Genomic DNA, 24586 nt, shown 5'->3' with positions numbered 1-24586 from the left:
CCAGTACTAGTACTTAAATCATACGAGAAAAAAGAACACTTTGACGAGTGTTTTTTTTTATTTGCAGAAGTATTAATTAGAAAACACTATAGAAATAAAATGCTTAAAAATTATTATTCATTCTCGTTATTCTTCTTCTGTTTAATTGGATTCTCACAAAATAGTTTTACTTTAAAAATAGAGCTTATAGGTTCAAAAAATGAAATTATAAATGAAGGTAATGCATACTTATTTGATTCAGAAACAAATCAAATTATTAAAACAGAATCTATTGTAGATGGACAATTGTTTTTTGCTTCATTAAACGAAGGCAATTATAATCTTCAAATTAATTGCGAAGAATTTGAAGATATTGATCAAAAAATCACTTTGAATCAAAATTTAGACCTAAAATTAGTTTTATCTAAAATCAGTTTTACTGAATTAAACGAAATTGTATTAAAAAGAAAAAAAAAGACTTTTACTAATTTAAACGGGAATATAAAAGTAGATATTACTAATACAATTTTTAAAGCTATACCAAATCCAGTGGATTTGCTATCAAAACTTCCAGGTATACAAATAAGTGGAGACAAAGAAAGCCTATCGATTGTTGGAAAAGGGAATCCATTAATTTATATAGACAATCAAAAGGTAGGAATGAATGATTTGAATGCTTTATCGGTTGAGGATATAAAAACTATAGAAATTATAAAAAATCCTTCGTCGAAATATGAAGCAGAAGGAAAAGCAGTGATTTTGATTATAAGAAGGTTAAGTAAAAAAGATGGATTTGAAACGAATATATCTGAAGTTGCTTCTTTAAAAAAAAGGTTTAATAATTATTTGGGCATACATTCAAGTTTTAAAAAGAATAAAACAGAAGTAAAAACTAATTTTAACTACAATCAACTAAATCCTTGGGAAAGTATTGGTAATAATTTTGAAATTCCAAATAATAATATAACCTCAAATTTTATAGCTGAATCGTACTCCAAAAGACGTCAATTTATTCTTGGAGGTGGTCTTTATCATCAAATTAATGAGGATGATTATTTATCATTCAATTTGAGTGGGAAAATTCAAAAAGACAATGGCAAAAACACAACTAATTCTTTTATAGACCAAAACAATGTTCAAAATAATATTGAAACATGGAATGACAATGATGAAGACAGAAATTTTTTAAACTCATTTGTTAATTACAACAAAAAAATAAAGCGTTTAGACGCAAAGTTATTTACTGGTTTTCAATACTCTAATTTTTATCAAAAATCAAATAGCGTAATCCAAAACAATTATGATACCACTCAATTTGACTTAACACAAAACAGAAATCAAAAATTTAATGTGAATGTGTTTTCAGGAAGAACAGACTTGGAAAAATCATTTAAAAATGAAATGAAATGGGAAATTGGAGCATTATATTTATTAGCAGATGCAAATACAAATTTTGAAGTTTTAGATTTTATTTCAAATAATAATGAAAGTACGAATTATAATTTTAAAGAGAAGAATATAGCGGGTTATACTCAATTATCTGGAAAAATTAAAAAAATAGATTATTTGTTTGGTTTAAGAACAGAAAATACAAACATTAAAGGAAAATATAAAATTGATGATTTTTTATTGATTGATAAAAATTACACTAATTTTTTTCCTAAAATACAACTTGATATTTCAATTGACAGTACAAAAACAATAAGTCTTAATTATGCAAAAAGTATTTCAAGACCCAATTATTCATCAACAAGTCAAATATCGATTTACACAAATCCTTTTTTAGTGTTTTCAAGAAATATCAATTTAAACCCAACAATAACAGATGAGGTTTCAGGGACTTTTCAGTACAAAGATAAATCTCTAAAGCTAAATTTCTTTCGAAGCAAAGACCCAGTATATTTTGCTTTTTTGTATGATCCTTCTATAAACTTGATTGCATTTAACGCGATTAATTATAACAAAGAATCTGGTGTAAATTTAGAATTTACGCTTCCGTTTAAACACGATTTTTGGAGTTCTACAAACAGTTTTAATTTTATTTTAAACAAAATTGAAGATAAATCTGCTGTTTTTGATGCATCAAAACCCTATTTGTACTATTATTCAAATCATATTTTTGAATTACCAAAAGAATTTGATTTTTCTGTTACGGGTTGGGGATTTACAGAACGAAAAGAGGGCGTTTTTAAAAGAAACTCATTATTCATAATGGATTTAGCATTATCTAAAACATTGTTTAAAAATTTTGATTGTACCTTAAGCTTTAATGATGTTTTTAGAAATTTGAATTTTAATGAAAATTTCACAATAAATGATATAGCTTCTAAAGGAATTTATTACACTGATACAAGAGAAATGTCACTTTCAATACGTTATAAATTTGGAAAGATTAAAGACTCAAATTATCAAGAAAGAGATATTGACGAAAATTCGAATAGAATTAAATAAAAATAACATAAGAAATGAGATTACTATTTTTTAGTCTTTTGACATTAATAACAACAACAATATCTTTTGCTCAAAACAACGGACAATTTATAAAAGACGCAAAAACAGGTTGCCAAATTTGGAGTGACAATTATTCGCCAAAAGATAGTATAACTTGGGGAGGGGATTGCAAAGACAAGTATGCAGAAGGTTTTGGAAAATTAACCTGGTTTCTAAATCAAAAAATTGACGCAACTTATGTTGGTAATATGAAAAAAGGAAATCCAAATGGAAAAGGTAAATACATAATTAATAACTATGGAATTTTAAAAGGAAATTTTAAAAATGGACAACTTGATGGACAAGGCGAAATAGATTATACTGATGGCAGAAAACTAAAAGGAAATTTTGTAAACGGAGATTTATTAGATTTAGACAAAACATATTTAGACTTGCTAAAAAAACACACAAGCAACCTAATTGATACTGCAAATATTTATCAAGGAGATGGAGAAAGCAAGTCTCTTTTTTATTACACATTGACACCAAAAAAAATAAAAGCAGTTTTAGTTTTGTTTCCTTCGGCTTTCGAGAGTTGCGAAAGTGTAATAAGTTGTAACAAAAATTTAATTCAAAAGTCTTTTGACAAAGGAATGATGACAATTGTTATTTCTTCAAACTTTAATAGAAGTTTAAGTCTTGATAATTTTGCATTTGGATTTATAAATAATACATTTTTAGAACTAATTACAAAATTTAATGCACCGAAAGAAAAATTTATTTTGTGTGGTCTTTCATTAGGTGGAATGAATGCTTTTAGATACACCGAAATGTCGCAAGACAATAATTTTTCTACAAGTCTTAAGCCAATAGCTGTAATTGGAGTTGACCCGCCTATAGATGAAATGGGGCTTTATAAAAGGGCTTTTGATGAAATAAATTTATATCAATCCGATAGCATGAAACTGAATAAGGGTCAACTAAACGCATTAGCCGAAGACAAAATGTTAGTTGCTCACTTTCAGGAAATTTACGGAGGCTCACCCGAAGAAGCACCAAAAGAATATATCCAACATTCGCCATATACAAGAACTGAACAAGATGGAGGAAATGCAAAATATTTAATAAAAATTCAAACTAAAATTTATTGCGACCCAGACATTAATTGGCATTTAAAAAATAGGACAAGAGATTATTACCATATTAATGCAATAGACCAAACTGCATTAATTAATTTCTTAACATTGAAAGGTAATAAGAATGCTGAATTTGTATCGTCTATTGGAAAAGGTTACAGACTTGACGGCACAAGACATCCACATACTTGGTCAATCATAGATGCAGATGATTGTATAAAATGGATAGAACAAATTTTAAAATGAAAACAAAGAATGTTGCCGATTTCTATAGAAGCTCATCATGGATTAGTTGATGGTTTTCATATATCAAAATATTTAAATGAATTCCAAAATCAACTTAATATAAAATAACAATAACTACTACTAACATAGGTTGCTGTTACATAACGAATTAAAGTCTATGGTTTTTCGTTTTTAATCATTTTTAAAAGCGAAAAGTAGTATCGTTCAGGTGTCTATAAATTATTAGCTGAACAACAATTGCAGCATATATAATTTAGTTGTCAGTTCTAGCCTATTTACGAAAATCCATGAGGATTCGCTACTCGGTTTTATTTACTAAATTTGGCACTTAAATACGTAATTAATTTTACACAAATATGTTGTGAGCTATTTTACACGAAAAAATCGTAGACATGAAATTATGAAAGAAAATATTCGGCTTAAAATTTTGATAAATGTAAGTTTACTTATTTTTATATTACCTTTTTTGCAAACTTGTTCAGACGAATCTTTAAAAAAATCTCTTTTTTATGATTTAGAAACTGAAATGACTTTAATTGAAGAAGATACTATAAAATTAAAGAGTAAAAGTATTGAAGTAAGTAAAAATGAAAATCATAAAAAAATTGTAGAAGACAAAAATGCAAAAGAAGATTGGTTAAAAGAAATTAGAAAAGAATATACTTATAATGCTTACTTTTAGGAATTGGTCACTACAATGAATTTGAAACCAGATTTTTATTAGATAAAACATTTTACATTTTTCTTAATTTTACTTTAATAATTAATTTCACTTTCATTATGTTTATTATTTCATTTAGAAAAAAATATAAGCAGATAATGATATTGAGTTTTTTAAATTTAATTTTCTTATTTGTAGCTACTTTTTCAATGTGTATAATAGGTATGATAGAAAATGTAAGTCAAATTAAATACGGATATTATTTATTCATTATAAACTCAATATTAATATTAATAGAAAGTAGAAATTTATTGAAAAAGTCAAAAGTATAAAAAAAATAGCATCACTAGTTCGGGCATCTTGCTCATTCACCCACTGCTAAAAGTCTCCTGCCTTTGCGGTCTAATCAATACAATATTTAGTTAATTTGTTATTACTTAAGAATCTTCAATTATCAAAAACTTAAGTTATAATTATTTTTTATATTTTAGCTCGATGTCTAGAGGTTTTGTGGTGCGGAGATTTTAAAAAGTATACATCCAAAAAAACATTTAAACCATTATTGAGGAACTAGACTCGAGTCTGAAAGTACAATTGGTTGAGTAGAGTAGAAGAAAATGAACATCGAAAATTTACAAAAGGAGGTATATTTTGAGGATGATGGTATGCTTCGTGATATATACGTTTTAAACACAACCAAAGATGATTGGAAAAAGTGGGTGGAGATTGTAAATGAAAAGTATGTAGTAGATTTTTACAATGGGCAAACGGAAAAAATAGAAGGTAAAATTAACTTTGAAACTGTTCTTGACGTTTGGACTGGTAAGACCGACAAACTAAATGAGGCGACTATAAAACTAGATGCTATTGATATCAAATGTCATTTTTTTACAGACGAAGAAATAGAGAACGATATTGACCCTATACAGATTAAAACAATTGAAGACCATAACAAACTGATGGATTACTTACGAACAATATCGAAAGCAATAAACAAAAGAGTAATCCTGACACCTGAGAATATACGGGAAGTCGTATTAATTGACATTGATAGAGAAAAATAACAGAGCTAAAAATAACTATAATTAATACGGATTTTGGTGTTTGACTCCAAAGTTTTGAACTTTAAACGAAGTCAGCCAAATCTTTTAATAAGACTTTAAAATCAAAAGATAAAATACGATGAAAAAAACAATACTATTTGTAATCCTTATAACTATTTTTTCTTGTTCAAAAAACAGATCAATTGTTTTGAGAACAGAGAATGCTGAAGGAATTACAAATGAAACAAAATTGAAAATTAATGGTCTTGAGATTGGAGAAATTGAAAGTACCAAGCTTGATGAAAATGGGAATGTAATAATTACAGCAAATCTAAAATCTGAAATTGAAATTCCTATTGATTCTGAATTTAAAATTCAAAATGAAGGTTTAATTAGTGGGAAAATAATAAATATCAGAATTGGGAAAAGTAAGCAGAGTTTGACAGATAAAAGCATTGTAAATCTGACACAAGACAATGAAAATTTTTTTAATGATTCAATTGGAGTTAAAATAGAAAAAGCAATCAATCAAGTTAGCGGAAAAGATAAAAACGATTCTATTTTAATAGAATTGAGAAGATTAAATGAAAATCTTGAAAAAAGAAAATAAAATTAGACGTTCAACAATGGTAGCTGTTGCATAAGCTGTCTTTTAAACTTTAGTTTTTTAAATTTATGTCTTGTTCTGTAAAAAAAAAATAAACTTAAAAGAGTTGTTTTTATACTTATTTAGAATCTATTTAATATAAACGGAGGTTTTAGACAAACTGATGTTAGCTACTATATAACCAAACCTATGAGTGAAAAGGAAGCAAATGAATTAATTAAAAATTATGTTCTGGAAAATTTTGATGAAAGATGGCACACTGATCCTTTATTCTTTGAAGAGTATCAAGACTTTTTTGAGTTCCATATAAATTCCAAAAAGTATTTTGAGTCAGGAGATTTTCTTGATAGTTTTGTAGGCTTAGGTTCTGCATTTCTGAGTAAAAAATTCGGTGAAATTGTTCAATATGGTTCTTTAGGAGCATCTCATTATATTATGAGAGATTTTTTAATTACGGAATATAGATTGAATGTTATCAGAACTAAATATGAAATTGGTCGCGCTGATTATGATTATCGTCTAGTAATTAAGAATGTAACGGACTTTGAAAAAGCTTCCAAGTATATTAATGGTATTTTTGTTTACAAAGGCACTCAATATGTTAAAGAAATACATTACAGTAAGATTTTAGAAATACCTTCTACTGATTACTTTAGTTTGTTAAACTTATTATATTTTAATGTAATTGACCCATTTTGTGAATGTTCATATCAGAAATTGATTCATGAATTTGATCTTTCTAAACCACTCAGAGAATTTGAATGTATAAGTAAGTTCGAATTGTCGGATAGACTTTTTTATAAAAACATAGAAAATAAGGTTGTACAAGCATATTCGTCATTTGATATCAATAAAAATTATAAAGTAATCATTTTTGAAGTCTTTGATAATGATAAGTTTAAACAATATTTCGAAACTGTATCTTTTAAACGTTATGGAGAAGATGAACAAACAGGCTTTTGGGGTTATAATTCTTATTTACATGTTGAAATAGAAGAAATAATGAAGAAAGAAAAAAAAATATTTGATTTTGTTGAAGGAGACCAATTATTGTTTTTTTTGTTTGTAAATATATTAGAATCGTTCTGCAAAATTGAGATTAAAATAATGTCTAATGATTTAAATATATGCTAGTTAACAGCTTTCGGATATTCCTCTGTTCTTATTAATATGTTTACTTTTTAAACAGATAAATATTGCTTTTCCAACTAGATTTGCTGATTTTTACGGTGCTTTTTCTATTGGATTAAATAATAGTTTTGAATTCCTAAATCAAGATGATTATATTTTAATCATGAATCATGATTGTCAACGAGATTTTGGAATTTCTCTTAACGAAATTATTTTTGATATACTTTTAAAAAAAAATAAATGAATTCAATAATTATAGAGAACTATAGTTTTTGAGAAATATTTAATATTTTTTTATGATTTCTTGTGAGAAATAGTTTCTTTTTTGGTCTAATTATTGTTATTGCTCTAGTTTAATTTAAAATTTATAAACAATGAGCAAAAGTGTAACATTAAGAATGGAAGAATATGTGCCAACAGGTGCATTCTTAAAAACAAGTTTTGAAAGAGATAGAGCAGAATTGGCTACTCGATTTAGTGAGTTAACTCCAGAGTTTTTACTTGATTTTGAAGCACAATTAACGAAGGTTGAAAAACTAGAATCTACTTTAATATTAACAGAGGAACAGAAAGGAGTAACGTCTAGTTTGTATGAAGCTTCAACGGTTTTAAACAAAGATTTGAATTTTTTGTCTTTTTATTTTGAGCGTGCTGGTTTAGACACAGCTAGTATTACAGCGGTAAAGAAAAAATTAACGGCTAGAAATATTGAAGGTGCTGTGCAGAAAATAAACGGAGTAATTCAATATGCTAATAGTAAGAAAGGAGTATTAGAATCTAAGGGTATGAGTACTACTTTTCCTGATGAGATGGCTACTGCAAAGGCAAATTTGGAATCTAAAAATGAATTGCAAAATAGTGTGATGAATATTAAGAAGCAATTGCACAAGGATAATAAGGCTGAATATGATAAGTTATACTCTTTTGTGAGTTTGATTACTAAGGCAGGAAAGCTTATGTATGATGGTATGCCTAAAAGAGATGAATATACGGTTACAAAATTGGTTTCAAGAATGCGAAGAGGAAAGAAGGGGGTTGATAAACCAAAAGAATAAAATAGAGAGACTGAATGGTCTCTTTTTTTTGGAGTAGTTTTTGTAAGATTTTGTTTGTTTTCCTTCACTTTAGCACATAAGATTTTTTACCTATGAAATCTGTTTTTACAAGGTTTTGTTTGTGTTGTTTGTGAATGAGTAATAGTCTGATTATTTTATTGAAATAGCAAAGAAATTTTTGTGTGTAGCTTAAATCAATTATTTTTACTGTTATTTGTAATTATGAGTTTAGTAAGCGCTAAAGAACAAACCAGAATTAATGTAACTCTTGAGGACTATTATCATTGGTTGTCTGGTTTTCAGCCTTTGATGGCTAAGACTATGTTGTCTATCATAGAACATATTAATGATTTTCTTAAAGAGCGTACTGTGTATTGTCATACTTCCCATGAAGCAATTGTATTGCAGACTGGTCCAGAGATAATTAGTTCTGAATTGATAATTAGAATACAGTGTCAACCAAGTGATTACACTAAATTAATGATAATGAGTTACATCTTGCGTGAAAGCGAATTTAGTGATGGAATTATTGGGCAGAATTTAGACGTGAAAGAATGTTTAAAAATAGTGAGTGACTACCTAATGATAGAAAGTAGTAATTAGTATTAGTAGCTTTTTGTACAGATGTTTCAAAAATACAATCTTGTTTAAATCTTTTTAAACGAGCTTTTTTGATAAAAGTATTGTGAAAAAATGTCAAGCTTAAAATCTATTTTTCTGTTGTGAATTGATTTTTATTTTTTTTCTGCGATATTTCGTATCATTCCATTGAAAATGAAAAAATGAAAAGGAACTAATGAATACCAATACAGTCTGCCTATTAGTCCTTTGGGTCTAAAAGTAGCTACTTGATGAAGTATGTTGTTTTCGTCAATCCAAAATTCTAACCAAGCTTCTCCTGGTAAACGCATTTCGGCAAATAATAACAATCTTTTTTTCTCTTTATCAGCTAAAAGGACTCTCCAAAAATCGAGTGCATCTCCATTGTCTATGTGAGTGGGATGTGTTCTTCCTCTTCTTAGGCCAACACCTCCAAATAATTTGTCAATGAACCCTCTAATTTTCCACATCCAATTCCCATAATACCAACCTTTTTCTCCACCAATAGACCAAATGTTTTCTAACGTTTTTTCGAGGTTTGTAATTTTTATCTTTTTATGATCGTTTAAACAGCCGTATTTAGGGACTTGTATAAATTCGGTAAGGTTTTTTTTAAATCTTCCGCTCACTAAGCTGTCTTTCCAGCTCGATATGACTAAATGTTGTTCAATTTTTATAAAGGCAAGTTCTATTGCTTCTGTGTAGGAGATGGGTTGAATGTTTAATAGTTTTTGTAGTCTATTGTCTTTTGCAATCACTTCAATCTTCATACTGTCTACTAAATTCATGGCTAATTTGTAGGATGTTGAGGTAACAAAATAAAGCCAATAGGAAGAAAGTTTCGGAGTCATTATTGGTACTGTGAAAATCCAATTTTTAAATCCTCTAGTTGTAGCATACAGTTGTAGCATTTGTTTGTAGGTTAATACATCTGGGCCTGCAATGTCAAAAGATTGATTGTAACAATTAGTATTGTGAATAACACCAATTAGATATTGAATTACATTTCTAATGGCTATGGGTTGCGTTTTTGTAAGCACCCATTTAGGTGTAATCATTACGGGCAATTTTTCGCTTAAATCTCTAATAATTTCAAAAGATGAGCTTCCAGAACCTACAATGATTCCTGCTCTTAAAACAGTAAGTTGGTAGTTGCCTTGGTATAGGATTTCTTCAACATTTTTTCTAGACTGTAGGTGTTTTGATAGATGATCATCATTTACAATGCCACTCAAGTATATAACTTGTTTGGTTTGCATTTTGTTCATGTATTGATTGAAAATTTTAGCCGTTTTGGATTCCATTTCGTCAAAAGCTGTGATTGAGGACGACATGGAATGTATTAAATAATAGGCAACATCTATGTTTTTAGGCATAGATTCAAAATTTGGTTCATTCAGGAAATCAACTTCCCAAAGCGTTATGAGTTTTATTGTTTCTTTATCTATTCCTAGACGGTTTACATCTCTTACACAACATATTACCTCATGTCCACTTTCTAGTAGTTCGGGTAATAAACGTCTGCCAACATATCCATTTGCTCCAGTAAGTAAAATCCTCATGAATTAATTTTTTCTTAAAGTTACTAAGAAAATTTAGGAAACAAATGTTAAATCAATAACATTAATAAATACTATTGATCGCTATTACTTGTTTCAGCTTCTTTTTTTTGAGTATCTGCCTCAATAGAAGCTGATGGATAGCAAGTGATTATTATAATAATTGCAAAAATAATAAGAATTATGAGAGTGGTTTTTGGTTTAATATTTAGGGCTACTCCCATATTTAAGTTAAAATTAGTGTGGAAGAATTATATAGTTTGAAAAATATTTACAACAGAGCTGCTTATGTATTGAATACCAATTGCAATAACGATGAATCCAATGATTCTAGAAATAGCAACAATTCCAGAAGCACCTAATATTTTCGAGATATAATGTGCACTTCTTAAAATTAAAAAAATGGTAAAAGCAACACAGATTATAGCCAGACAGGTGATTAATTTTTGTTTTATTTCAGGTTGTTCTTGATACATAGCAATAAGTAACGACATAGAACCTGGTCCAGCTAACATAGGCATTGCTAATGGAGTTAGTGCAATATCATTTCTATGCATTGCATCGTCGGTTACTTTTTTATTAACACCTCTTTTTTTACTACCATTTCCTGAAAGCAGACTAAAACCAGAATTTACGATTAAAAGTCCTCCAGCAATTCGCAAAGCATCAATGCTAATTCCAAAGAAATGCAATACATACTTTCCAATAAAATAAGAAATAATTAAAATGATCGCTACATTGATTGCTGCCCAAATTGATATTCTAGACCTTTCTTGTTTACTGTCGTCTTGTGTTAATCCCACAAAAACAGGAACGGCTCCTAGAGGGTTTAAAACTGAGAAAAGAGCAGCGAAAACATAAATAAATAATTCCATTCGATTTTTTTTGCAAAGTACGGTGTACTTTTTTAGTTATACTTTAAAAAAAAGTTAACTCAAAGTTATGATTAATTTTTATTAATTTTATGAAAAAATAACAAATAATGAAAACATTAGTAATTGGCGCTACTACAAATAAAGAGCGATATGCTTATAAAGCAATACATAATTTAATAGGAAAAAGTCATCAAGTTGTTGCTTTAGGAGTAAAAGAAGGCATGGCTTTGGACATTAAAATTGAAACTGAAAAGAAACCATTTTCAGGAATAGATACTGTAACAATGTATGTTAATTCAGAAATTCAAAAGGGATATTATGATTACATCCTTTCTTTAAAACCTAGGCGTGTTATATTTAATCCTGGAACAGAAAACCCAGAGTTTTATGAGATTTTAAAGCAAAATAATATTGCATTTGAAGAATCATGCACTCTTGTGTTACTTGCGACGAATCAGTATTAAGCCTAAAAAGGTTAGTAATCCGTTTACAATTAATATCTCAAATCCAAATTTAAACCCAAACCAATCTTCGCTAAAAATATTAAGTAGTAAAGATAGTACTACAGCAGTGATAGCTATTAGTGGAACTAGTTTGTCTTTAACGTTAAATTTAGTAAATAGTCCGAAAGTGTAAAGCCCAAGTAATGGGCCGTAAGTAAAGCCAGCAAATTTTAATACTTTATCAATTATACTTGAGTCATTAAAAGCATATTTAAAAAACAAGATTACAAATATGGATACAAATACAAACATTAAGTGAATTCTTTTTCTGATTTTCACTTGAGTGTTTGTGTCGTATTTTTTTTCAATATCAAGAATATCAATGCTAAATGATGTGGTTAAAGAGGTTAAGGCACTATCTGCACTCGAATATGCAGCAGCGATTAAACCAAGTAGGAAACTAAAAGCGACAACAATTCCTAAATGTTTGTTTGCTAGTATTGGGAATAAAGCATCTCCATGAGCATCAATTCCATATTTTAATGCATATTCTGTAAATAATAAACCTAATACCAAGAAGAAGAAATTAACAATTGTAAGTACAATAGTGAACCAAAGCATATTTTTTTGAGCGTCTTTTAAGCTTTTGCAAGTAAGATTTTTTTGCATCATATCTTGATCAAGTCCTGTCATTACAATAGCGATAAAAATACCAGATAAGAATTGCTTCCAGAAATAGGTTGGCGCTTGAACATTGTCAAAGAAAAAAGTTTTAGAGAATGAACTGTCTGCTATGAATTGAGAGAAATTTGAAATATTTACTCCTAAATCTTCTGAAACAACAACAATACAAATTCCAACCGAAAGTAGCATGAAAAATGTTTGTAGTGTATCTGTCCAAATAATTGTTTTTATACCAGATTTGAAAGTATAAAGCCAAATTAATAATATGGTTACAGAAACAGTAATCCAATAGGAAATGCCTAAAGGTTCGAAGACTAAAGTTTGTAAAACATCTGCAACCAATAGAAGCCTTAAATTGGATCCAACAGTTCTGGAGATTATAAAAAACCAAGCACCTGTTTTGTATGAGAATTTACCAAACCTGTCTTCTAAATAAGTATATATAGAAGTTAAATTAAGTTTGTAATATAAAGGAAGTAATATAGTTGCGATTATAAAGTAACCAATAATATATCCTAAAACGATTTGAAAATAGACAAATTGCGATCCTTCTACTTTACCAGGTACCGAAATGAAAGTTACACCAGAAAGTGAAGATCCAATCATACCAAAAGCAACTAGATACCATGGAGATTGTTTATTTGCCTTAAAAAAAGAGTCGTTGCTAGAATCACTTTTTTTTCCTGTAAAATAGGAAAATAAGATTAATACGCTAAAATATGAGAGTATTAAAATAAGGATAGAAATTGGGCTCATAATTTTTTTTATGTTTTAACAAACCTACATAAAAAATGAGCTTCAAACAAGATTTGTTTAAAATTTAGATTAAGTAAATAAAACTAAGTTGCTCTAAAATAGAACGTGTTTTTTGTAATAAAGTTTTTATATTTAGTTGTTATTGTTTGAATACTAATAAAGATACTTAAAGATGCAATTAAAAACAGTTTGTTTTGTATTTTTGCAACTATGGAATTGCCTTCAAAATTATTAGAAAACGCAGTAAATGAAATATCTCAATTGCCAGGGATTGGTAAAAGAACAGCACTACGCTTGGCGTTGCATCTTTTAAGACAACCTGGAAGTCAAACCTCTATGCTTAGTCAAGCACTAGAGAAAATGAGAAATGAAATTCAGTATTGTAATGAGTGTCATAATATTTCTGATGCAGAAATTTGTAAGATTTGTGAAAGTCCAACGAGAGATGCGTCTATCATTTGTGTGGTTGAAGATGTTAGGGACGTGATGGCTATTGAAGGGACAGGTTCATTTAAAGGCGTTTATCATGTGTTGGGAGGGAAAATTAACCCAATTGAAGGTATTGGGCCATCTCAATTAAATATAAGCACTTTGGTTTCAAAGGTGAAAGAAAGAGATATAACTGAGATTATTTTTGCATTAAGTTCTACTATGGAAGGTGATACTACTAACTTTTATATTTATAAGCAATTAAAAGATTATCCTGTTTTAACTTCAACTATAGCAAGAGGAATTGCAATTGGTGACGAATTGGAATATGCTGACGAAGTAACTTTAGGAAGAAGTTTGATGCATAGAATACCTTTTGAGCAGTCAATTAGGCAAGTTTAATGATATTTTTATAATAATGTTTAAAAAATATAGTTCTAAAAACTATATTTGTTTTTTAAAGAAAGAAAATGAGGATTAAAAAAGCTTTATTACCACTTGTGGTTATATCAATACTATTGTTTACATCGTGTATTCCAAACAAAGACTTGGTTTATTTACAGAATTCTAAAAAGAATGAAAAATCAATTGAAGTTAGTGAATCTGTTTCGAAACCTTATAGAGTTCAAACTAATGATATTTTGAATATCTCAATAAAAGCTTTAGATCAAAGATTAGTAGAAATGTTTAATCCTTCAATCACAACCAGTCAGGGAGCAAGTCAGCTAAGTCAACAAAGTTTATATTTTAATGGTTTTAGTGTAGATGATCATGGAAATATTAGAGTTCCAGTTTTAGGGGAGTTGAATGTGTTAGGGTATACCGTTGAAGAAATTAGAGATGTACTAGAAAAAAGACTTTTAGATGAGTATTTTAAATCGGAGTCTAGGATGTTTGTTACAGTGAAATTGGCAGGATTGAAATATACGGTGAATGGTGAAATTGGAAAGCCAGGAACAAATGTGCTTTATCAAGATAAAGTTAATATTATGGAAGCAATAGCTAATTCTGGTGATATAACAATGACAGGAGATCGAAAAAATGTTCAAGTTATTAGAAAGCTTCCTCATGGTTTTGAAACGCATACGATAGATTTAACAGATGTATCTGCTATTGAATCACCTTATTTTTATATTCAACCAAACGATTATATTTACATAAAGCCTTTGAAACAAAAATCTTGGGGAACAGGTACAACTGGTATGCAAACTATAGGTACAATAATTACAGCCCTGTCTTTAATAACGACTACTATCTTGTTAACGCGAAATTTATAAAATTAAACATGTTAGATACTAAAGATTTTACTTTTTTTGAATCTCAATCAAATTTTGATTTTAAAGGTTTCTTTTTTAAAATTATTAGCAATTGGAAATGGTTTCTATTAACTTTAATTATTGCTTTTCTTATTGCTTATAATATTAATGTAAGAAAAGAAAAAGTGTATGGTATGGAATCTGTAATTGTAGTTAAAGATGAAAATAATCCTTTTTTTACAGCTAATACAAGTTTGGTTTTCAATTGGGGAGGAGTTTCTGATAAAGTACAAACAGTAATTACTAAATTAAGATCAAGATCTCATAATGAATTTGTTGTAGATAAATTAGAGTATTATATAAAATATGAAACAAAAGGGAAGTATTTTTTTGAAGATGCCTATGGTATAGTGCCTTTTTATGTTCAAATTGATAAAAATAAAGGGCAGTTAGCATCAACACTTATAAAGGTTAAATTTATAAATGATACGAAATATGAATTGAGTGTAGACTTTGGTGAATTTCCATCGCGATCATTAATTCATTATGTTGATAACTCTAGAAGTAACTTTGATTATGAAAATAAGGTTTTTAAGAGGGTTTATAAAATAAATGAAATGGTTGATTTGCCATTTTTAAATTTTAAATTATTTTTAAAACCTACTGCTTCTCAATATGTAAATAAAGAATATTATTTGGGTTTTGAAGACTTTGATGCTACTGTTTCAAAATATAAAAATATTAATGTAGATGCTGATAATAAAGCACAATCTGTTATAAGTTTACAATTACAGGGAACAAATAAGAGTCGATTAGTAGAATATCTAAACACAACTGTACAAGTTCTGCAAAAGAATCAGTTGGATAGTAAGAACCTATTTGCAACAAATACAATAAGTTTTATTGATAGCACCTTGGTTGAAATGGAAGCTCAAATTAAAGATGCTGAAGGTGAGTTGAAAAATTTCAGAAAGGGAAAAAATATATTTGAAATCGAAGGAGGGGGACAGTTTTTAACTGAAAAACTATCTGAGTTTGATGTTCAAAAAGATGAAGCCGAAAGAAAAATCAAATATTTAGATAATTTAAAAGTTTATCTTGATAAAAGTGTTGACTTTACAGTTCTTCCAGCTCCAAGTGTAGCAAATATAGATGATCCAAATATCTTATTGAACGTTAGTAAACTAATTGAGTTGTCTAAAGAGAGAGATGAGTTGAAATATGCTGTAAAGAAGGGAGTAATGTTTACAGAATTGGATGTAAAAATGAAGGCAATTAAAAATGTCTTGTTAGAGAATATTTCCAGCTCAAAAAGTGCTTTGAAAATAGATCTAAATAGTATAAATAGGAATATCTCCAAAACAGAGTCTGAGGTAAGTATTTTACCAGAACAACAACAAGAACACCTTAAGATTTTTAGGAAATATAACTTAAAAGATAATATTTATAATACATTCTTGCAAAAAAGGAGTGAAGCAGAAATAGTTAAAGCAGCCAACATTTCGGATATTGATTTTATAGATCCTGCAAAAGATATTGGAGGAGGTTTGCGAGGTCCAAAAACTAGTATTAATTATATTTTGGCAGCATTTTTAGGTATTTTAATACCTTTAATAATAATTTTTATTCTTTCATTGTTAGATAATAATATTAATACAATTGAGGATATTCAAAAATTAACAAAAATTCCAGTTATTGGTGTAATCGGTAAAAAAAATACAGAGAATAATTTGTCAGTGTTTGAAAAACCGAAATCTCCATTAGCTGAATCATTTAGGGCAATTCGTTCTTCGTTACAGTTCTTATATAAAAAACAAAAAGATGAAGGTGCAAAAATACTAATGTTAACATCTTCAGTGAGTGGTGAAGGGAAAACATTTTGCTCGATTAATTTAGCGACTGTTTTTGCTTTGAGTGAAAAGAAAACAGTTATAGTTGGTTTAGATTTAAGAAAGCCAAGAATATTTGGAGATTTTAATATTGATAACATTACTGGTGTCGTTAATTACTTAATTGGTCAAAAAAAATTAGATGAGGTTATTCAATCAACACATATTCCATATTTAGATTTGATACCTTCGGGTCCTATTCCGCCAAATCCGGCTGAGTTATTAATGGGGGAAAGTATGGGAGAAATGATTGAAGAATTAAAACTTACTTACGATTATATAATTTTGGATACTCCTCCAGTAGGATTAGTATCTGATGCATTAGAATTAGCAAAGTATTGCGATGCAACCCTTTATGTTACTAGACAAGGTTTTACAAAGAAAGGTATGCTTTCTGTTGTTAATGAAAAACACAAAAGAGGAGAATTGCATAATATTAGTATTCTTTTTAACGGGTTTGAAAATAAGGCAAAATATGGTTATGGCTACGGTTATGGCTACGGTTATGGTTATGGAGCATATGGAGAGTCATATCATGATGAATCATTTGAACCTAAAGGTTGGAGAAGATTTTTTAAAAAATGGAATAAATAATTTGTTAATTGGTTTTAAATAAAAAAACAATAATGTTAAAGGATAAAAAAATACTGATCACTGGTGGAGCTGGTTTTATTGGGTCAAACCTATGTGAATATTTTTTAAAGAATAATGAAGTAATCTGTTTAGATAACTTTTCTACAGGGCATAGACATAATGTTGAATTGTTTTTGTCAAATAAAAACTTCACATTAATTCAGGGAGATATAAGAGATCTTGATACATGTAAAAAAGCTGTTGAAAATGTAGACTTCGTGTTGCATCAAGCAGCACTTGGAAGTGTTCCTAGGTCGATTAATGATCCAATAACTTCGAATGATGTTAATGTTACTGGTTTTTTAAATATGTTGGTAGCTGCAAGAGATGCAAATGTGAAAAGGTTTGTTTATGCAGCGAGTTCTTCTACTTATGGAGATTCTGAAAACTTGCCAAAAATTGAAGACGTTATTGGAAAACCGTTATCACCATATGCAATAACAAAATATGTAAATGAATTATATGCGGATGTGTTTAGTAAAACATATGAAATAGAAACAATCGGATTGCGCTATTTTAATGTTTTTGGAAGAAACCAAGATCCGAATGGTGCTTATGCAGCAGTAATTCCTAAGTTCGTAAAACAATTTATAGACTTAGAAAGTCCAGTTATTAATGGGGATGGTAATTTTTCAAGAGATTTCACCTATATTGATAATGTTATTCAAATGAATGAATTAGCGTTATCGACAACGGATAAAGAAGCGATAAATACGGTGTATAATACTGCATGTGGAGACAGAACAACATTAAATGATTTAGTAAAACATTTGAAAGAGTTGTTATCCGAATTTAATTCTGAAATAAGTAAGATAGAGGTAAAGTATGGAGTTAATAGAGATGGAGATATTCCTCATTCATTAGCGTCTATTGAAAAAGCAAAAAAAATATTAGGATATAATCCTAAATATACATTAAAGATGGGTTTGAAAGAATCTGTACAATGGTATTGGGATAATTTAAAATAAACTATGATTAAGAATATTTGTTGTATTGGAGCAGGATATGTTGGAGGGCCTACAATGGCTGTTATTGCGCAAAAATGTCCACATATAAAGGTAACAGTTGTTGATTTAAATCAAGACAGGATTGATGCTTGGAATGATGAAAGTTTAGAAAATTTACCAATTTATGAGCCTGGTTTAGATGAGGTAGTTAAAGAAGCAAGAGGTAGAAATTTGTTTTTTTCTACTGAAGTTGATAAAGCAATAGATGAAGCAGAAATGATATTTATTTCCGTTAATACACCAACAAAAACATATGGTGTTGGAAAAGGAATGGCTGCGGATTTAAAATATATAGAATTATGTGCGCGTCAAATAGCAAGGGTTGCTAAAACAGATAAAATTGTTGTTGAGAAATCAACATTACCTGTTAGAACAGCTCAAGCTATAAAAGATATTTTAGATCATACTGGTAATGGAGTGAATTTTCAAATTTTATCAAATCCTGAGTTTTTAGCAGAAGGTACAGCAATGGAAGATTTGTTTGCGCCAGATAGAGTTTTGATTGGTGGCGATATTACTCCCGAAGGTGAAAAAGCAATTAAGCAGTTGTTTGATATTTATTCGAACTGGGTTCCCAAAGATAAAATATTAACCACGAACGTATGGTCTTCAGAGCTGTCTAAATTAACTGCAAATGCCTTTCTTGCGCAAAGAGTCTCTTCAATAAATGCGATGAGTGAACTATGTGAAAAGACGGGGGCCGATGTTAATGAAGTAGCAAGAGCTATTGGGATGGATAGTAGAATTGGCTCTAAGTTTTTAAAAGCTTCAGTTGGTTTTGGAGGTTCTTGTTTTCAAAAAGATATTTTAAATTTAGTATATATTGCTCAGTCATATGGTTTGAAAGAAGTAGCAGATTATTGGGAGCAAGTCATTATAATGAATGATCATCAGAAAAGAAGGTTTGCTAAAAACATTATAAGTACATTGTATAATACAGTTTCTGGGAAGAAAATTGCATTTTTAGGATGGGCTTTTAAAAAAGATACTAATGACACAAGGGAATCAGCGGCAATATATGTTGCGGACGATTTAATAAGTGAAAGAGCATTGGTTTCGGTTTTTGATCCTAAAGTTGAGAAAAAACAAATCTTTTTCGATTTAAATTATCTTGAATCAAGAACAAATGAAGAAAATGAATTGTATATGAAGGTCGAAAATAGCCCATATGACGCAATTAAAGATTCTCATGCAATTGCTGTTTTAACGGAGTGGGATGAATTTAAAAATTACGATTGGAAGAAAATTTACGATTCAATGCTGAAGCCAGCATTTGTTTTTGATGGTAGAAATTTATTGAATAAGAAAGAGTTAGAAGAAATTGGATTTGTATATCAAACTATAGGATCATAAATTATGAGTGTGAAAATTGCAGTAATAGGATTAGGATACGTAGGATTGCCTTTAGCGAGATTATTCGCTACTAAGTTTTCAGTTGTAGGTTTTGATATAAATCAATCTAGAATTGAGGAATTGAATAATGGGATAGATTCAACATTAGAAGTTGAAGATTCTGTATTAAGAAAAGTTTTATTAGAGTATAATTCAAATGAGATTGGTTTGTTTTGTTCAAGTAATTTGGACGCAATACAAGACTGCAATTATTATATTGTAACTGTTCCTACGCCAGTAGATAAACATAATAGACCAGATTTGACTCCGTTATATAAAGCAAGCGAAACTGTAGCGAAGGTTCTTAAAAAAGGAGATATAGTGGTTTATGAATCTACAGTTTACCCAGGTGTTACTGAAGAAGAGTGTGTGCCTGTTTTAGAAAATGTTTCTGGTTTAAAATTTAACGTAGATTTTTTTGCTGGATATTCTCCAGAAAGAATTAATCCAGGAGATAAAGAGCATACCGTTGATAAAATTTTGAAAATAACATCAGGTTCAACTCCAGAAGTTGGAAAAAAAGTAGATGATTTATATAATGCAGTAATTACAGCAGGGACGCATTTAGCCCCATCAATAAAAGTAGCAGAAGCTGCTAAAGTAATAGAGAATTCTCAAAGAGATATTAATATTGCGTTTGTAAATGAGTTGGCTAAGATTTTTAATTTATTAGAGATTGATACTCAGGCTGTTTTAGAGGCTGCTGGTACAAAATGGAATTTTCTTCCATTTAAACCAGGGTTGGTAGGCGGACATTGTATTGGCGTTGATCCTTACTATTTAGCTCAGAAAGCACAAGAAAAAGGCTATCATCCAGAAATTATTTTAGCTGGAAGAAGGCTTAATGATAGTATGGGAGAATATGTGGCTTCACAAATTGTAAAGTTAATGATTAAAAAGGGTATTGCTGTAAATGAAGCTGAAGTTTTAATGATGGGAATAACTTTCAAAGAAAATTGCCCTGATGTTAGAAATACTAAAATTGTTGACGTAGTTTCTTCACTTGAAGATTACGGAATTAAAGTTACAATTTTTGATCCTTGGGCAAATAGTAACGAAGTGAAACACGAATATGGATTAGTTTCTATTACTCAAATACCAGAAAAAAAATTCGATGCTGTTGTTCTGGGAGTTGCGCATAATGAATTTAAAGAAATGGATTTAAATACACTAAGAAAAGAAAAATGTGTATTGTATGATGTTAAAGGAGTTTTGGGTAAAGACGTAGATGGTAAATTGTAAACGTATCAATTAAAAGCATTTTTAATAACAACACAAAGTAAGGGTATGTATGAGAAATGGATCAAAAGGATAATTGACGTTATGTTTTCCTTATTAGGTCTGTTTTTTTTATTTCCCTTTTTTTTGTTTTTAACTTTTTTTTTGTTTTTTGTTTTTAAAGCGAATCCTTTTTTTATTCAACCTAGAGTAGGGAAAAATAAAAAAATATTTAAGATTTATAAATTTAAAACAATGACAAGTGAAAAAGGTAGCGATGGTTTTTTGCTATCTGATAAACAGAGGTTAACTTCGGTAGGAGAATTTCTTAGAAAAACATCTTTAGATGAAATACCACAGTTGCTTAATGTTTTATTAGGAGATATGAGTATTGTTGGTCCAAGACCATTGTTAACAGACTATATGTATTTATATTCAGAATTTCAAGATAAAAGACATTTGGTGCAACCAGGAATCACTGGTTGTGTACAAGTGAAAGGTAGAAACGCATTAAGCTGGGATAAAAGATTTGAACTAGATGTGTATTATGTTGAAAACATTTCCTTTGGATTAGATATTAAAATAATACTCAAAACAATTAAAGTTATATTTGAAAAAGAAACTTTAAGCGACGATATTCCAATAGAACCTTTTAGTTAAATAGCTTATTAGAACGTAAAATATGTTGCAACAAGAGAAAATTTGGTTATCTCCACCTCACATGGGGAAAAATGAACAAAAGTTTATTGCTGAAGCTTTTGCAGATAATTTTATAGCACCATTAGGGAAAAATTTAGATGAATTTGAAGAAGATTTGGAAAGCTATTTAGAACAAGGCGTTAATGTTGCAGTTTTAAATTCAGGTACTGCAGCAATTCATTTAGGTTTAATTATATTAGGAGTAAAAGCTGGAGATGAAGTGATTTGCCAAAGTTTAACTTTTTCAGCATCAGTAAATCCTGTAGTATATTTAGGGGCAAAACCAATTTTTATAGATAGTGAAATTGAAACATGGAATATGTGTCCTGTTGCCCTAGAACAAGCTATTTTAGATGGGATTGAACGTGGTAAAAAACCTAAAGTAATTATTGTTGTTCATTTGTATGGAATGCCTTTTAAAGTAAATGAAGTTTCTGCTATTTCAGAAAAATATAATATTCCTATTTTAGAAGATAGTGCAGAGGCATTGGGGAGTTTGTTTGATGGGCAAAAATGTGGAAGCTTTGGAACTATTTCTGTTTTGTCGTTTAATGGAAATAAAATAATAACAACTTCTGGAGGAGGAGCTTTGGTTTCTAAATCTAAAAAAATAAAGAATGAAGCTATTTTTTTAGCTACTCAGGCAAAAGATAACGCTCCTCATTATCAGCATTCTCAAATAGGATATAATTATAGAATGAGTAATATTTGTGCTGGAATTGGTAGAGGCCAAATGGAAGTGCTAGATTCACATGTTTTAGCTAGACGAGAAATACATGTTTTTTATAAAACACTATTTAAAAATATAAGCACAGTTTTGTTGCTTGAAGAGCCTGATAATAGGTTTACTTCAAATCATTGGCTAAGTGTAGTTTTATTAGATGATTATGAGAAAAGAGAAGCATTGCGCTTAGAGTTTGATAAAGTAAATATAGAAACAAGACCAGTTTGGAAACCGATGCATTTGCAACCAGTTTTCAAAAAAGAACGTTATTTTGGAAATAAAATTGCTGAAAATATTTTTGAAAGAGGTTTGTGTTTACCTTCAGGTTCTAATTTATTAGAAAAGGATAAAAAACGGATTGCAAACGTAATTAAAGCATTTTTTAATTAAAAAAAGTGTTTCGGTCAATTGCTTCTTCAAACTTTTTAGTTGCCTTTATGATTAACTTATTCTCAAAAGACGCAATGTGCTTTTTATGATGAATATCAGAACCTACAAAATCAATCAAATTATTTGAAAGTAATTTTTCTGCAGTATGAGCCACTTCTTTTCCATAATAACCAACACTAGAAAGTAAGTTCATTTGAAAGTAACAACCCGCTTTTTTTAATTTTTCATAAGAAGAAAAATTAGCATGAAAAAAAGAATACCTTTCTGGATGTGCTAGTACAGGTTTGTAACCTTGAAGTTGTAATTCAAATAAAATGTCATATAATTGAATAGGTTCATTCAAATAAGACATTTCGACTAATACATAATTGTCTTTTAGTGTGAGTAATTTTTCATTATTAAATTGTTTTACAAAATTTTCATCCATAAAATATTCTGAAGCACATTCTAAATTTAATAATTTACTTTCTGTAATTAAACTACTTGATAGTTCGTTTTTGGTGTCGATTATTGTTTGTTTTGAATTATCCCAAACATTCTTAATAGTATGTGGAGTTGCAATTGCCTTTTTAAAACCGAAACCAATCATGGCATTCATTAAAAATTTTGAATCTTCAGTTGTTCTTGCACCATCATCTATTCCAGGAAGTATATGTGAGTGTATATCAACATAATTATTTGGAATAAGCTCAGAAAGTTTAGGTTTTGTTTTAAGAAATGAAAACATTAGAGTGAAATTATTTATGCAAAAGTAATATATTCTTTAGATTTATTTACTGGATCAAAGTGCTAAAGGCATAAATTAGTTTGTTACCTTTATAAAATAGCTTATTTTTGAAACGATTATAAAATGAGAGCCCCATCTATGAATAAATCGGAAAACATTGAAGAAGATTGGTTGTTTGAAATAAAGCCTAAAAATGAATTCTTTTCACTAAACTTAAAAGAAGTTTGGAGGTATAGAGATTTATTAATGCTTTTTGTTAAAAGAGATATCGTAACAGTTTATAAACAAACAATATTAGGTCCTTTGTGGTACTTAATTCAGCCACTATTTACTTCCATTATTTTTACTATAATATTTAATAATGTTGCAGGAATAAAAACAGGAGAAACTCCTTCGTTTTTATATAATTTAGCAGGAGTAATAGTGTGGAGCTATTTTACATCTTGTCTGAATGATACATCAGATACGTTTAAAAAAAACGCATCCATTTTCGGAAAAGTATATTTTCCAAGAATAATAGTTCCAATGTCAATTGTAGTGTCTAATTTGTTAAAATTTGGAATACAATTTCTAATTTTTATTGGGTTTTATGTCTATTATATTGTTACAGGTAAATTTACATTTCAATTAGACTTATCAATACTCCTTTTTCCTTTTCTAGTCCTTATTATGGGGGTGCTGGGGTTAGGACTAGGAATGATAATTTCATCATTAGTAACAAAATATAGAGATTTAAGTTTTCTAGTAACTTTCGGGGTACAGCTTTTAATGTATGTTTCTGCTGTAATGTACCCTATGGCTTTAATAAAAGAAAAGCTACCCAATTTTGGATGGTTGATTGAATATAACCCCTTAGCCTATGTAATTGAAGCATCTAGACATCTGCTTTTAAATGAAGCTACCGTAGCTACTGGAGGATTAATTTATACAGGAGTTTTTACTATACTTATATTCATTGCAGGATTATTAATATTCAATAGTACAGAGAAAAAATTTATTGATACTGTATAATAAGTA

24 protein-coding genes are annotated in these 24586 nt (G+C 29.1%); 19 read left to right on the top strand and 5 right to left on the bottom strand.

Going from position 1 to position 24586, the window contains the following annotated elements:
- The first annotated feature begins 99 nt into the window (after positions 1-99).
- The 9 genes from L2Z92_RS00975 (at position 100) to L2Z92_RS00940 (ending at position 8891) form a co-directional block, all read left to right on the top strand.
- Positions 100-2430 carry an outer membrane beta-barrel family protein gene (locus L2Z92_RS00975; protein ID WP_236456992.1) on the top strand — a complete coding sequence of 777 codons (2331 nt, stop codon included), beginning with the start codon at positions 100-102 and terminating at the stop codon, positions 2428-2430.
- 14 nt (positions 2431-2444) lie between these two features.
- Complete coding sequence (locus tag L2Z92_RS00970) at positions 2445-3791, top strand: MORN repeat-containing protein (protein ID WP_236456991.1); 1347 nt, start codon at positions 2445-2447, stop codon at positions 3789-3791.
- A gap of 9 nt (positions 3792-3800) precedes the next feature.
- Positions 3801-3899 (top strand): CatA-like O-acetyltransferase, encoded by a 99-nt coding sequence (locus L2Z92_RS21425; RefSeq protein WP_379677339.1) that lies wholly within the window; start codon positions 3801-3803, stop codon positions 3897-3899.
- A 292-nt stretch (positions 3900-4191) separates the two neighbouring features.
- Positions 4192-4473 (top strand): hypothetical protein, encoded by a 282-nt coding sequence (locus L2Z92_RS00965; protein WP_236456990.1) that lies wholly within the window; start codon positions 4192-4194, stop codon positions 4471-4473.
- A gap of 596 nt (positions 4474-5069) precedes the next feature.
- Positions 5070-5516: a hypothetical protein gene (locus tag L2Z92_RS00960; protein ID WP_236456989.1), complete on the top strand. Its 447-nt coding sequence runs from the start codon at positions 5070-5072 to the stop codon at positions 5514-5516.
- A 118-nt stretch (positions 5517-5634) separates the two neighbouring features.
- Positions 5635-6105, top strand: coding sequence for an MlaD family protein (locus L2Z92_RS00955; protein WP_236456988.1), 471 nt, complete (start codon positions 5635-5637; stop codon positions 6103-6105).
- A 186-nt stretch (positions 6106-6291) separates the two neighbouring features.
- On the top strand, positions 6292-7236 hold the full coding sequence (locus L2Z92_RS00950; RefSeq protein ID WP_236456987.1) for a hypothetical protein: 945 nt from the start codon (positions 6292-6294) through the stop codon (positions 7234-7236).
- 371 nt (positions 7237-7607) lie between these two features.
- Complete coding sequence (locus L2Z92_RS00945) at positions 7608-8288, top strand: hypothetical protein (protein ID WP_236456986.1); 681 nt, start codon at positions 7608-7610, stop codon at positions 8286-8288.
- A gap of 222 nt (positions 8289-8510) precedes the next feature.
- A complete protein-coding gene (locus L2Z92_RS00940; protein WP_236456985.1) occupies positions 8511-8891 on the top strand; it encodes a hypothetical protein in 381 nt (126 codons plus the stop codon).
- Between the two features lie 131 nt (positions 8892-9022).
- Here the strand turns inward: L2Z92_RS00940 and L2Z92_RS00935 are convergent, their stop codons facing one another.
- From L2Z92_RS00935 to L2Z92_RS00925, 3 genes are all read right to left on the bottom strand, one after another.
- Positions 9023-10450: an SDR family oxidoreductase gene (locus L2Z92_RS00935; protein ID WP_236456984.1), complete on the bottom strand. Its 1428-nt coding sequence runs from the start codon at positions 10448-10450 to the stop codon at positions 9023-9025.
- A 71-nt stretch (positions 10451-10521) separates the two neighbouring features.
- Positions 10522-10671, bottom strand: coding sequence for a hypothetical protein (locus L2Z92_RS00930; RefSeq protein WP_236456983.1), 150 nt, complete (start codon positions 10669-10671; stop codon positions 10522-10524).
- 27 nt (positions 10672-10698) lie between these two features.
- Complete coding sequence (locus L2Z92_RS00925) at positions 10699-11322, bottom strand: MarC family NAAT transporter (protein WP_236456982.1); 624 nt, start codon at positions 11320-11322, stop codon at positions 10699-10701.
- 107 nt (positions 11323-11429) lie between these two features.
- Between L2Z92_RS00925 and L2Z92_RS00920 the strand changes: the two genes are divergently transcribed.
- Positions 11430-11786, top strand: a complete 357-nt coding sequence (locus tag L2Z92_RS00920; protein WP_236456981.1) for a CoA-binding protein — start codon at positions 11430-11432, stop codon at positions 11784-11786.
- On the opposite strand, the gene L2Z92_RS00915 is transcribed toward L2Z92_RS00920, so the two are convergent.
- Positions 11763-13205 carry a sodium:solute symporter gene (locus L2Z92_RS00915; protein WP_236456980.1) on the bottom strand — a complete coding sequence of 481 codons (1443 nt, stop codon included), beginning with the start codon at positions 13203-13205 and terminating at the stop codon, positions 11763-11765. The two genes, L2Z92_RS00920 and L2Z92_RS00915, sit on opposite strands and share 24 nt — an antisense overlap.
- Positions 13206-13415: 210 nt before the next feature.
- On the opposite strand from L2Z92_RS00915, the gene recR reads away from it, so the two are divergent.
- The 8 genes from recR (at position 13416) to L2Z92_RS00875 (ending at position 22842) form a co-directional block, all read left to right on the top strand.
- Positions 13416-14036, top strand: a complete 621-nt coding sequence (recR, locus tag L2Z92_RS00910) for a recombination mediator RecR (protein ID WP_236456979.1) — start codon at positions 13416-13418, stop codon at positions 14034-14036.
- 68 nt (positions 14037-14104) lie between these two features.
- Positions 14105-14911: a polysaccharide biosynthesis/export family protein gene (locus L2Z92_RS00905; RefSeq protein WP_236456978.1), complete on the top strand. Its 807-nt coding sequence runs from the start codon at positions 14105-14107 to the stop codon at positions 14909-14911.
- Positions 14912-14919: 8 nt separating this feature from the next.
- On the top strand, positions 14920-17373 hold the full coding sequence (locus L2Z92_RS00900) for a polysaccharide biosynthesis tyrosine autokinase (protein WP_236456977.1): 2454 nt from the start codon (positions 14920-14922) through the stop codon (positions 17371-17373).
- 32 nt (positions 17374-17405) lie between these two features.
- Positions 17406-18380 carry an SDR family oxidoreductase gene (locus L2Z92_RS00895; protein WP_236456976.1) on the top strand — a complete coding sequence of 325 codons (975 nt, stop codon included), beginning with the start codon at positions 17406-17408 and terminating at the stop codon, positions 18378-18380.
- Between the two features lie 3 nt (positions 18381-18383).
- On the top strand, positions 18384-19772 hold the full coding sequence (locus tag L2Z92_RS00890) for a UDP-glucose 6-dehydrogenase (RefSeq protein ID WP_236456975.1): 1389 nt from the start codon (positions 18384-18386) through the stop codon (positions 19770-19772).
- A 3-nt stretch (positions 19773-19775) separates the two neighbouring features.
- The gene (locus tag L2Z92_RS00885; RefSeq protein ID WP_236456974.1) at positions 19776-21053 is read left to right on the top strand and encodes a nucleotide sugar dehydrogenase; all 1278 of its coding nucleotides are present in this window, start codon (positions 19776-19778) and stop codon (positions 21051-21053) included.
- A 45-nt stretch (positions 21054-21098) separates the two neighbouring features.
- Positions 21099-21689: a sugar transferase gene (locus L2Z92_RS00880; protein WP_236456973.1), complete on the top strand. Its 591-nt coding sequence runs from the start codon at positions 21099-21101 to the stop codon at positions 21687-21689.
- Between the two features lie 25 nt (positions 21690-21714).
- Positions 21715-22842 carry a DegT/DnrJ/EryC1/StrS family aminotransferase gene (locus L2Z92_RS00875; RefSeq protein ID WP_236458893.1) on the top strand — a complete coding sequence of 376 codons (1128 nt, stop codon included), beginning with the start codon at positions 21715-21717 and terminating at the stop codon, positions 22840-22842.
- Here L2Z92_RS00875 and L2Z92_RS00870 read toward each other — a convergent pair.
- Positions 22835-23569 (bottom strand): tyrosine-protein phosphatase, encoded by a 735-nt coding sequence (locus tag L2Z92_RS00870; RefSeq protein WP_236456972.1) that lies wholly within the window; start codon positions 23567-23569, stop codon positions 22835-22837. The two genes, L2Z92_RS00875 and L2Z92_RS00870, sit on opposite strands and share 8 nt — an antisense overlap.
- A 123-nt stretch (positions 23570-23692) precedes the next feature.
- On the opposite strand from L2Z92_RS00870, the gene L2Z92_RS00865 reads away from it, so the two are divergent.
- Entirely contained in the window at positions 23693-24580 is an 888-nt protein-coding gene (locus L2Z92_RS00865; RefSeq protein WP_236456971.1) for an ABC transporter permease, read from the top strand.
- Positions 24581-24586 lie beyond the last annotated feature (6 nt).

The sequence above is a fragment of the Flavobacterium jumunjinense genome, from assembly GCF_021650975.2.
Taxonomy (GTDB): domain Bacteria; phylum Bacteroidota; class Bacteroidia; order Flavobacteriales; family Flavobacteriaceae; genus Flavobacterium; species Flavobacterium jumunjinense.
Note: the sequence above shows the minus strand (reverse complement) of the source record. Positions and strands in the feature narration are given on the sequence as shown.

Coding starts and splice junctions, on each gene's coding strand:
- L2Z92_RS00975 (WP_236456992.1), top strand. CDS start 100: ATGCTTAAAAATTATTATTCATTCTCGTTATTCTTCTTCTGTTTAATT.
- L2Z92_RS00970 (WP_236456991.1), top strand. CDS start 2,445: ATGAGATTACTATTTTTTAGTCTTTTGACATTAATAACAACAACAATA.
- L2Z92_RS21425 (WP_379677339.1), top strand. CDS start 3,801: ATGTTGCCGATTTCTATAGAAGCTCATCATGGATTAGTTGATGGTTTT.
- L2Z92_RS00965 (WP_236456990.1), top strand. CDS start 4,192: ATGAAAGAAAATATTCGGCTTAAAATTTTGATAAATGTAAGTTTACTT.
- L2Z92_RS00960 (WP_236456989.1), top strand. CDS start 5,070: ATGAACATCGAAAATTTACAAAAGGAGGTATATTTTGAGGATGATGGT.
- L2Z92_RS00955 (WP_236456988.1), top strand. CDS start 5,635: ATGAAAAAAACAATACTATTTGTAATCCTTATAACTATTTTTTCTTGT.
- L2Z92_RS00950 (WP_236456987.1), top strand. CDS start 6,292: ATGAGTGAAAAGGAAGCAAATGAATTAATTAAAAATTATGTTCTGGAA.
- L2Z92_RS00945 (WP_236456986.1), top strand. CDS start 7,608: ATGAGCAAAAGTGTAACATTAAGAATGGAAGAATATGTGCCAACAGGT.
- L2Z92_RS00940 (WP_236456985.1), top strand. CDS start 8,511: ATGAGTTTAGTAAGCGCTAAAGAACAAACCAGAATTAATGTAACTCTT.
- L2Z92_RS00935 (WP_236456984.1), bottom strand. CDS start 10,450: ATGAGGATTTTACTTACTGGAGCAAATGGATATGTTGGCAGACGTTTA.
- L2Z92_RS00930 (WP_236456983.1), bottom strand. CDS start 10,671: ATGGGAGTAGCCCTAAATATTAAACCAAAAACCACTCTCATAATTCTT.
- L2Z92_RS00925 (WP_236456982.1), bottom strand. CDS start 11,322: ATGGAATTATTTATTTATGTTTTCGCTGCTCTTTTCTCAGTTTTAAAC.
- L2Z92_RS00920 (WP_236456981.1), top strand. CDS start 11,430: ATGAAAACATTAGTAATTGGCGCTACTACAAATAAAGAGCGATATGCT.
- L2Z92_RS00915 (WP_236456980.1), bottom strand. CDS start 13,205: ATGAGCCCAATTTCTATCCTTATTTTAATACTCTCATATTTTAGCGTA.
- recR (WP_236456979.1), top strand. CDS start 13,416: ATGGAATTGCCTTCAAAATTATTAGAAAACGCAGTAAATGAAATATCT.
- L2Z92_RS00905 (WP_236456978.1), top strand. CDS start 14,105: ATGAGGATTAAAAAAGCTTTATTACCACTTGTGGTTATATCAATACTA.
- L2Z92_RS00900 (WP_236456977.1), top strand. CDS start 14,920: ATGTTAGATACTAAAGATTTTACTTTTTTTGAATCTCAATCAAATTTT.
- L2Z92_RS00895 (WP_236456976.1), top strand. CDS start 17,406: ATGTTAAAGGATAAAAAAATACTGATCACTGGTGGAGCTGGTTTTATT.
- L2Z92_RS00890 (WP_236456975.1), top strand. CDS start 18,384: ATGATTAAGAATATTTGTTGTATTGGAGCAGGATATGTTGGAGGGCCT.
- L2Z92_RS00885 (WP_236456974.1), top strand. CDS start 19,776: ATGAGTGTGAAAATTGCAGTAATAGGATTAGGATACGTAGGATTGCCT.
- L2Z92_RS00880 (WP_236456973.1), top strand. CDS start 21,099: ATGTATGAGAAATGGATCAAAAGGATAATTGACGTTATGTTTTCCTTA.
- L2Z92_RS00870 (WP_236456972.1), bottom strand. CDS start 23,569: ATGTTTTCATTTCTTAAAACAAAACCTAAACTTTCTGAGCTTATTCCA.
- L2Z92_RS00865 (WP_236456971.1), top strand. CDS start 23,693: ATGAGAGCCCCATCTATGAATAAATCGGAAAACATTGAAGAAGATTGG.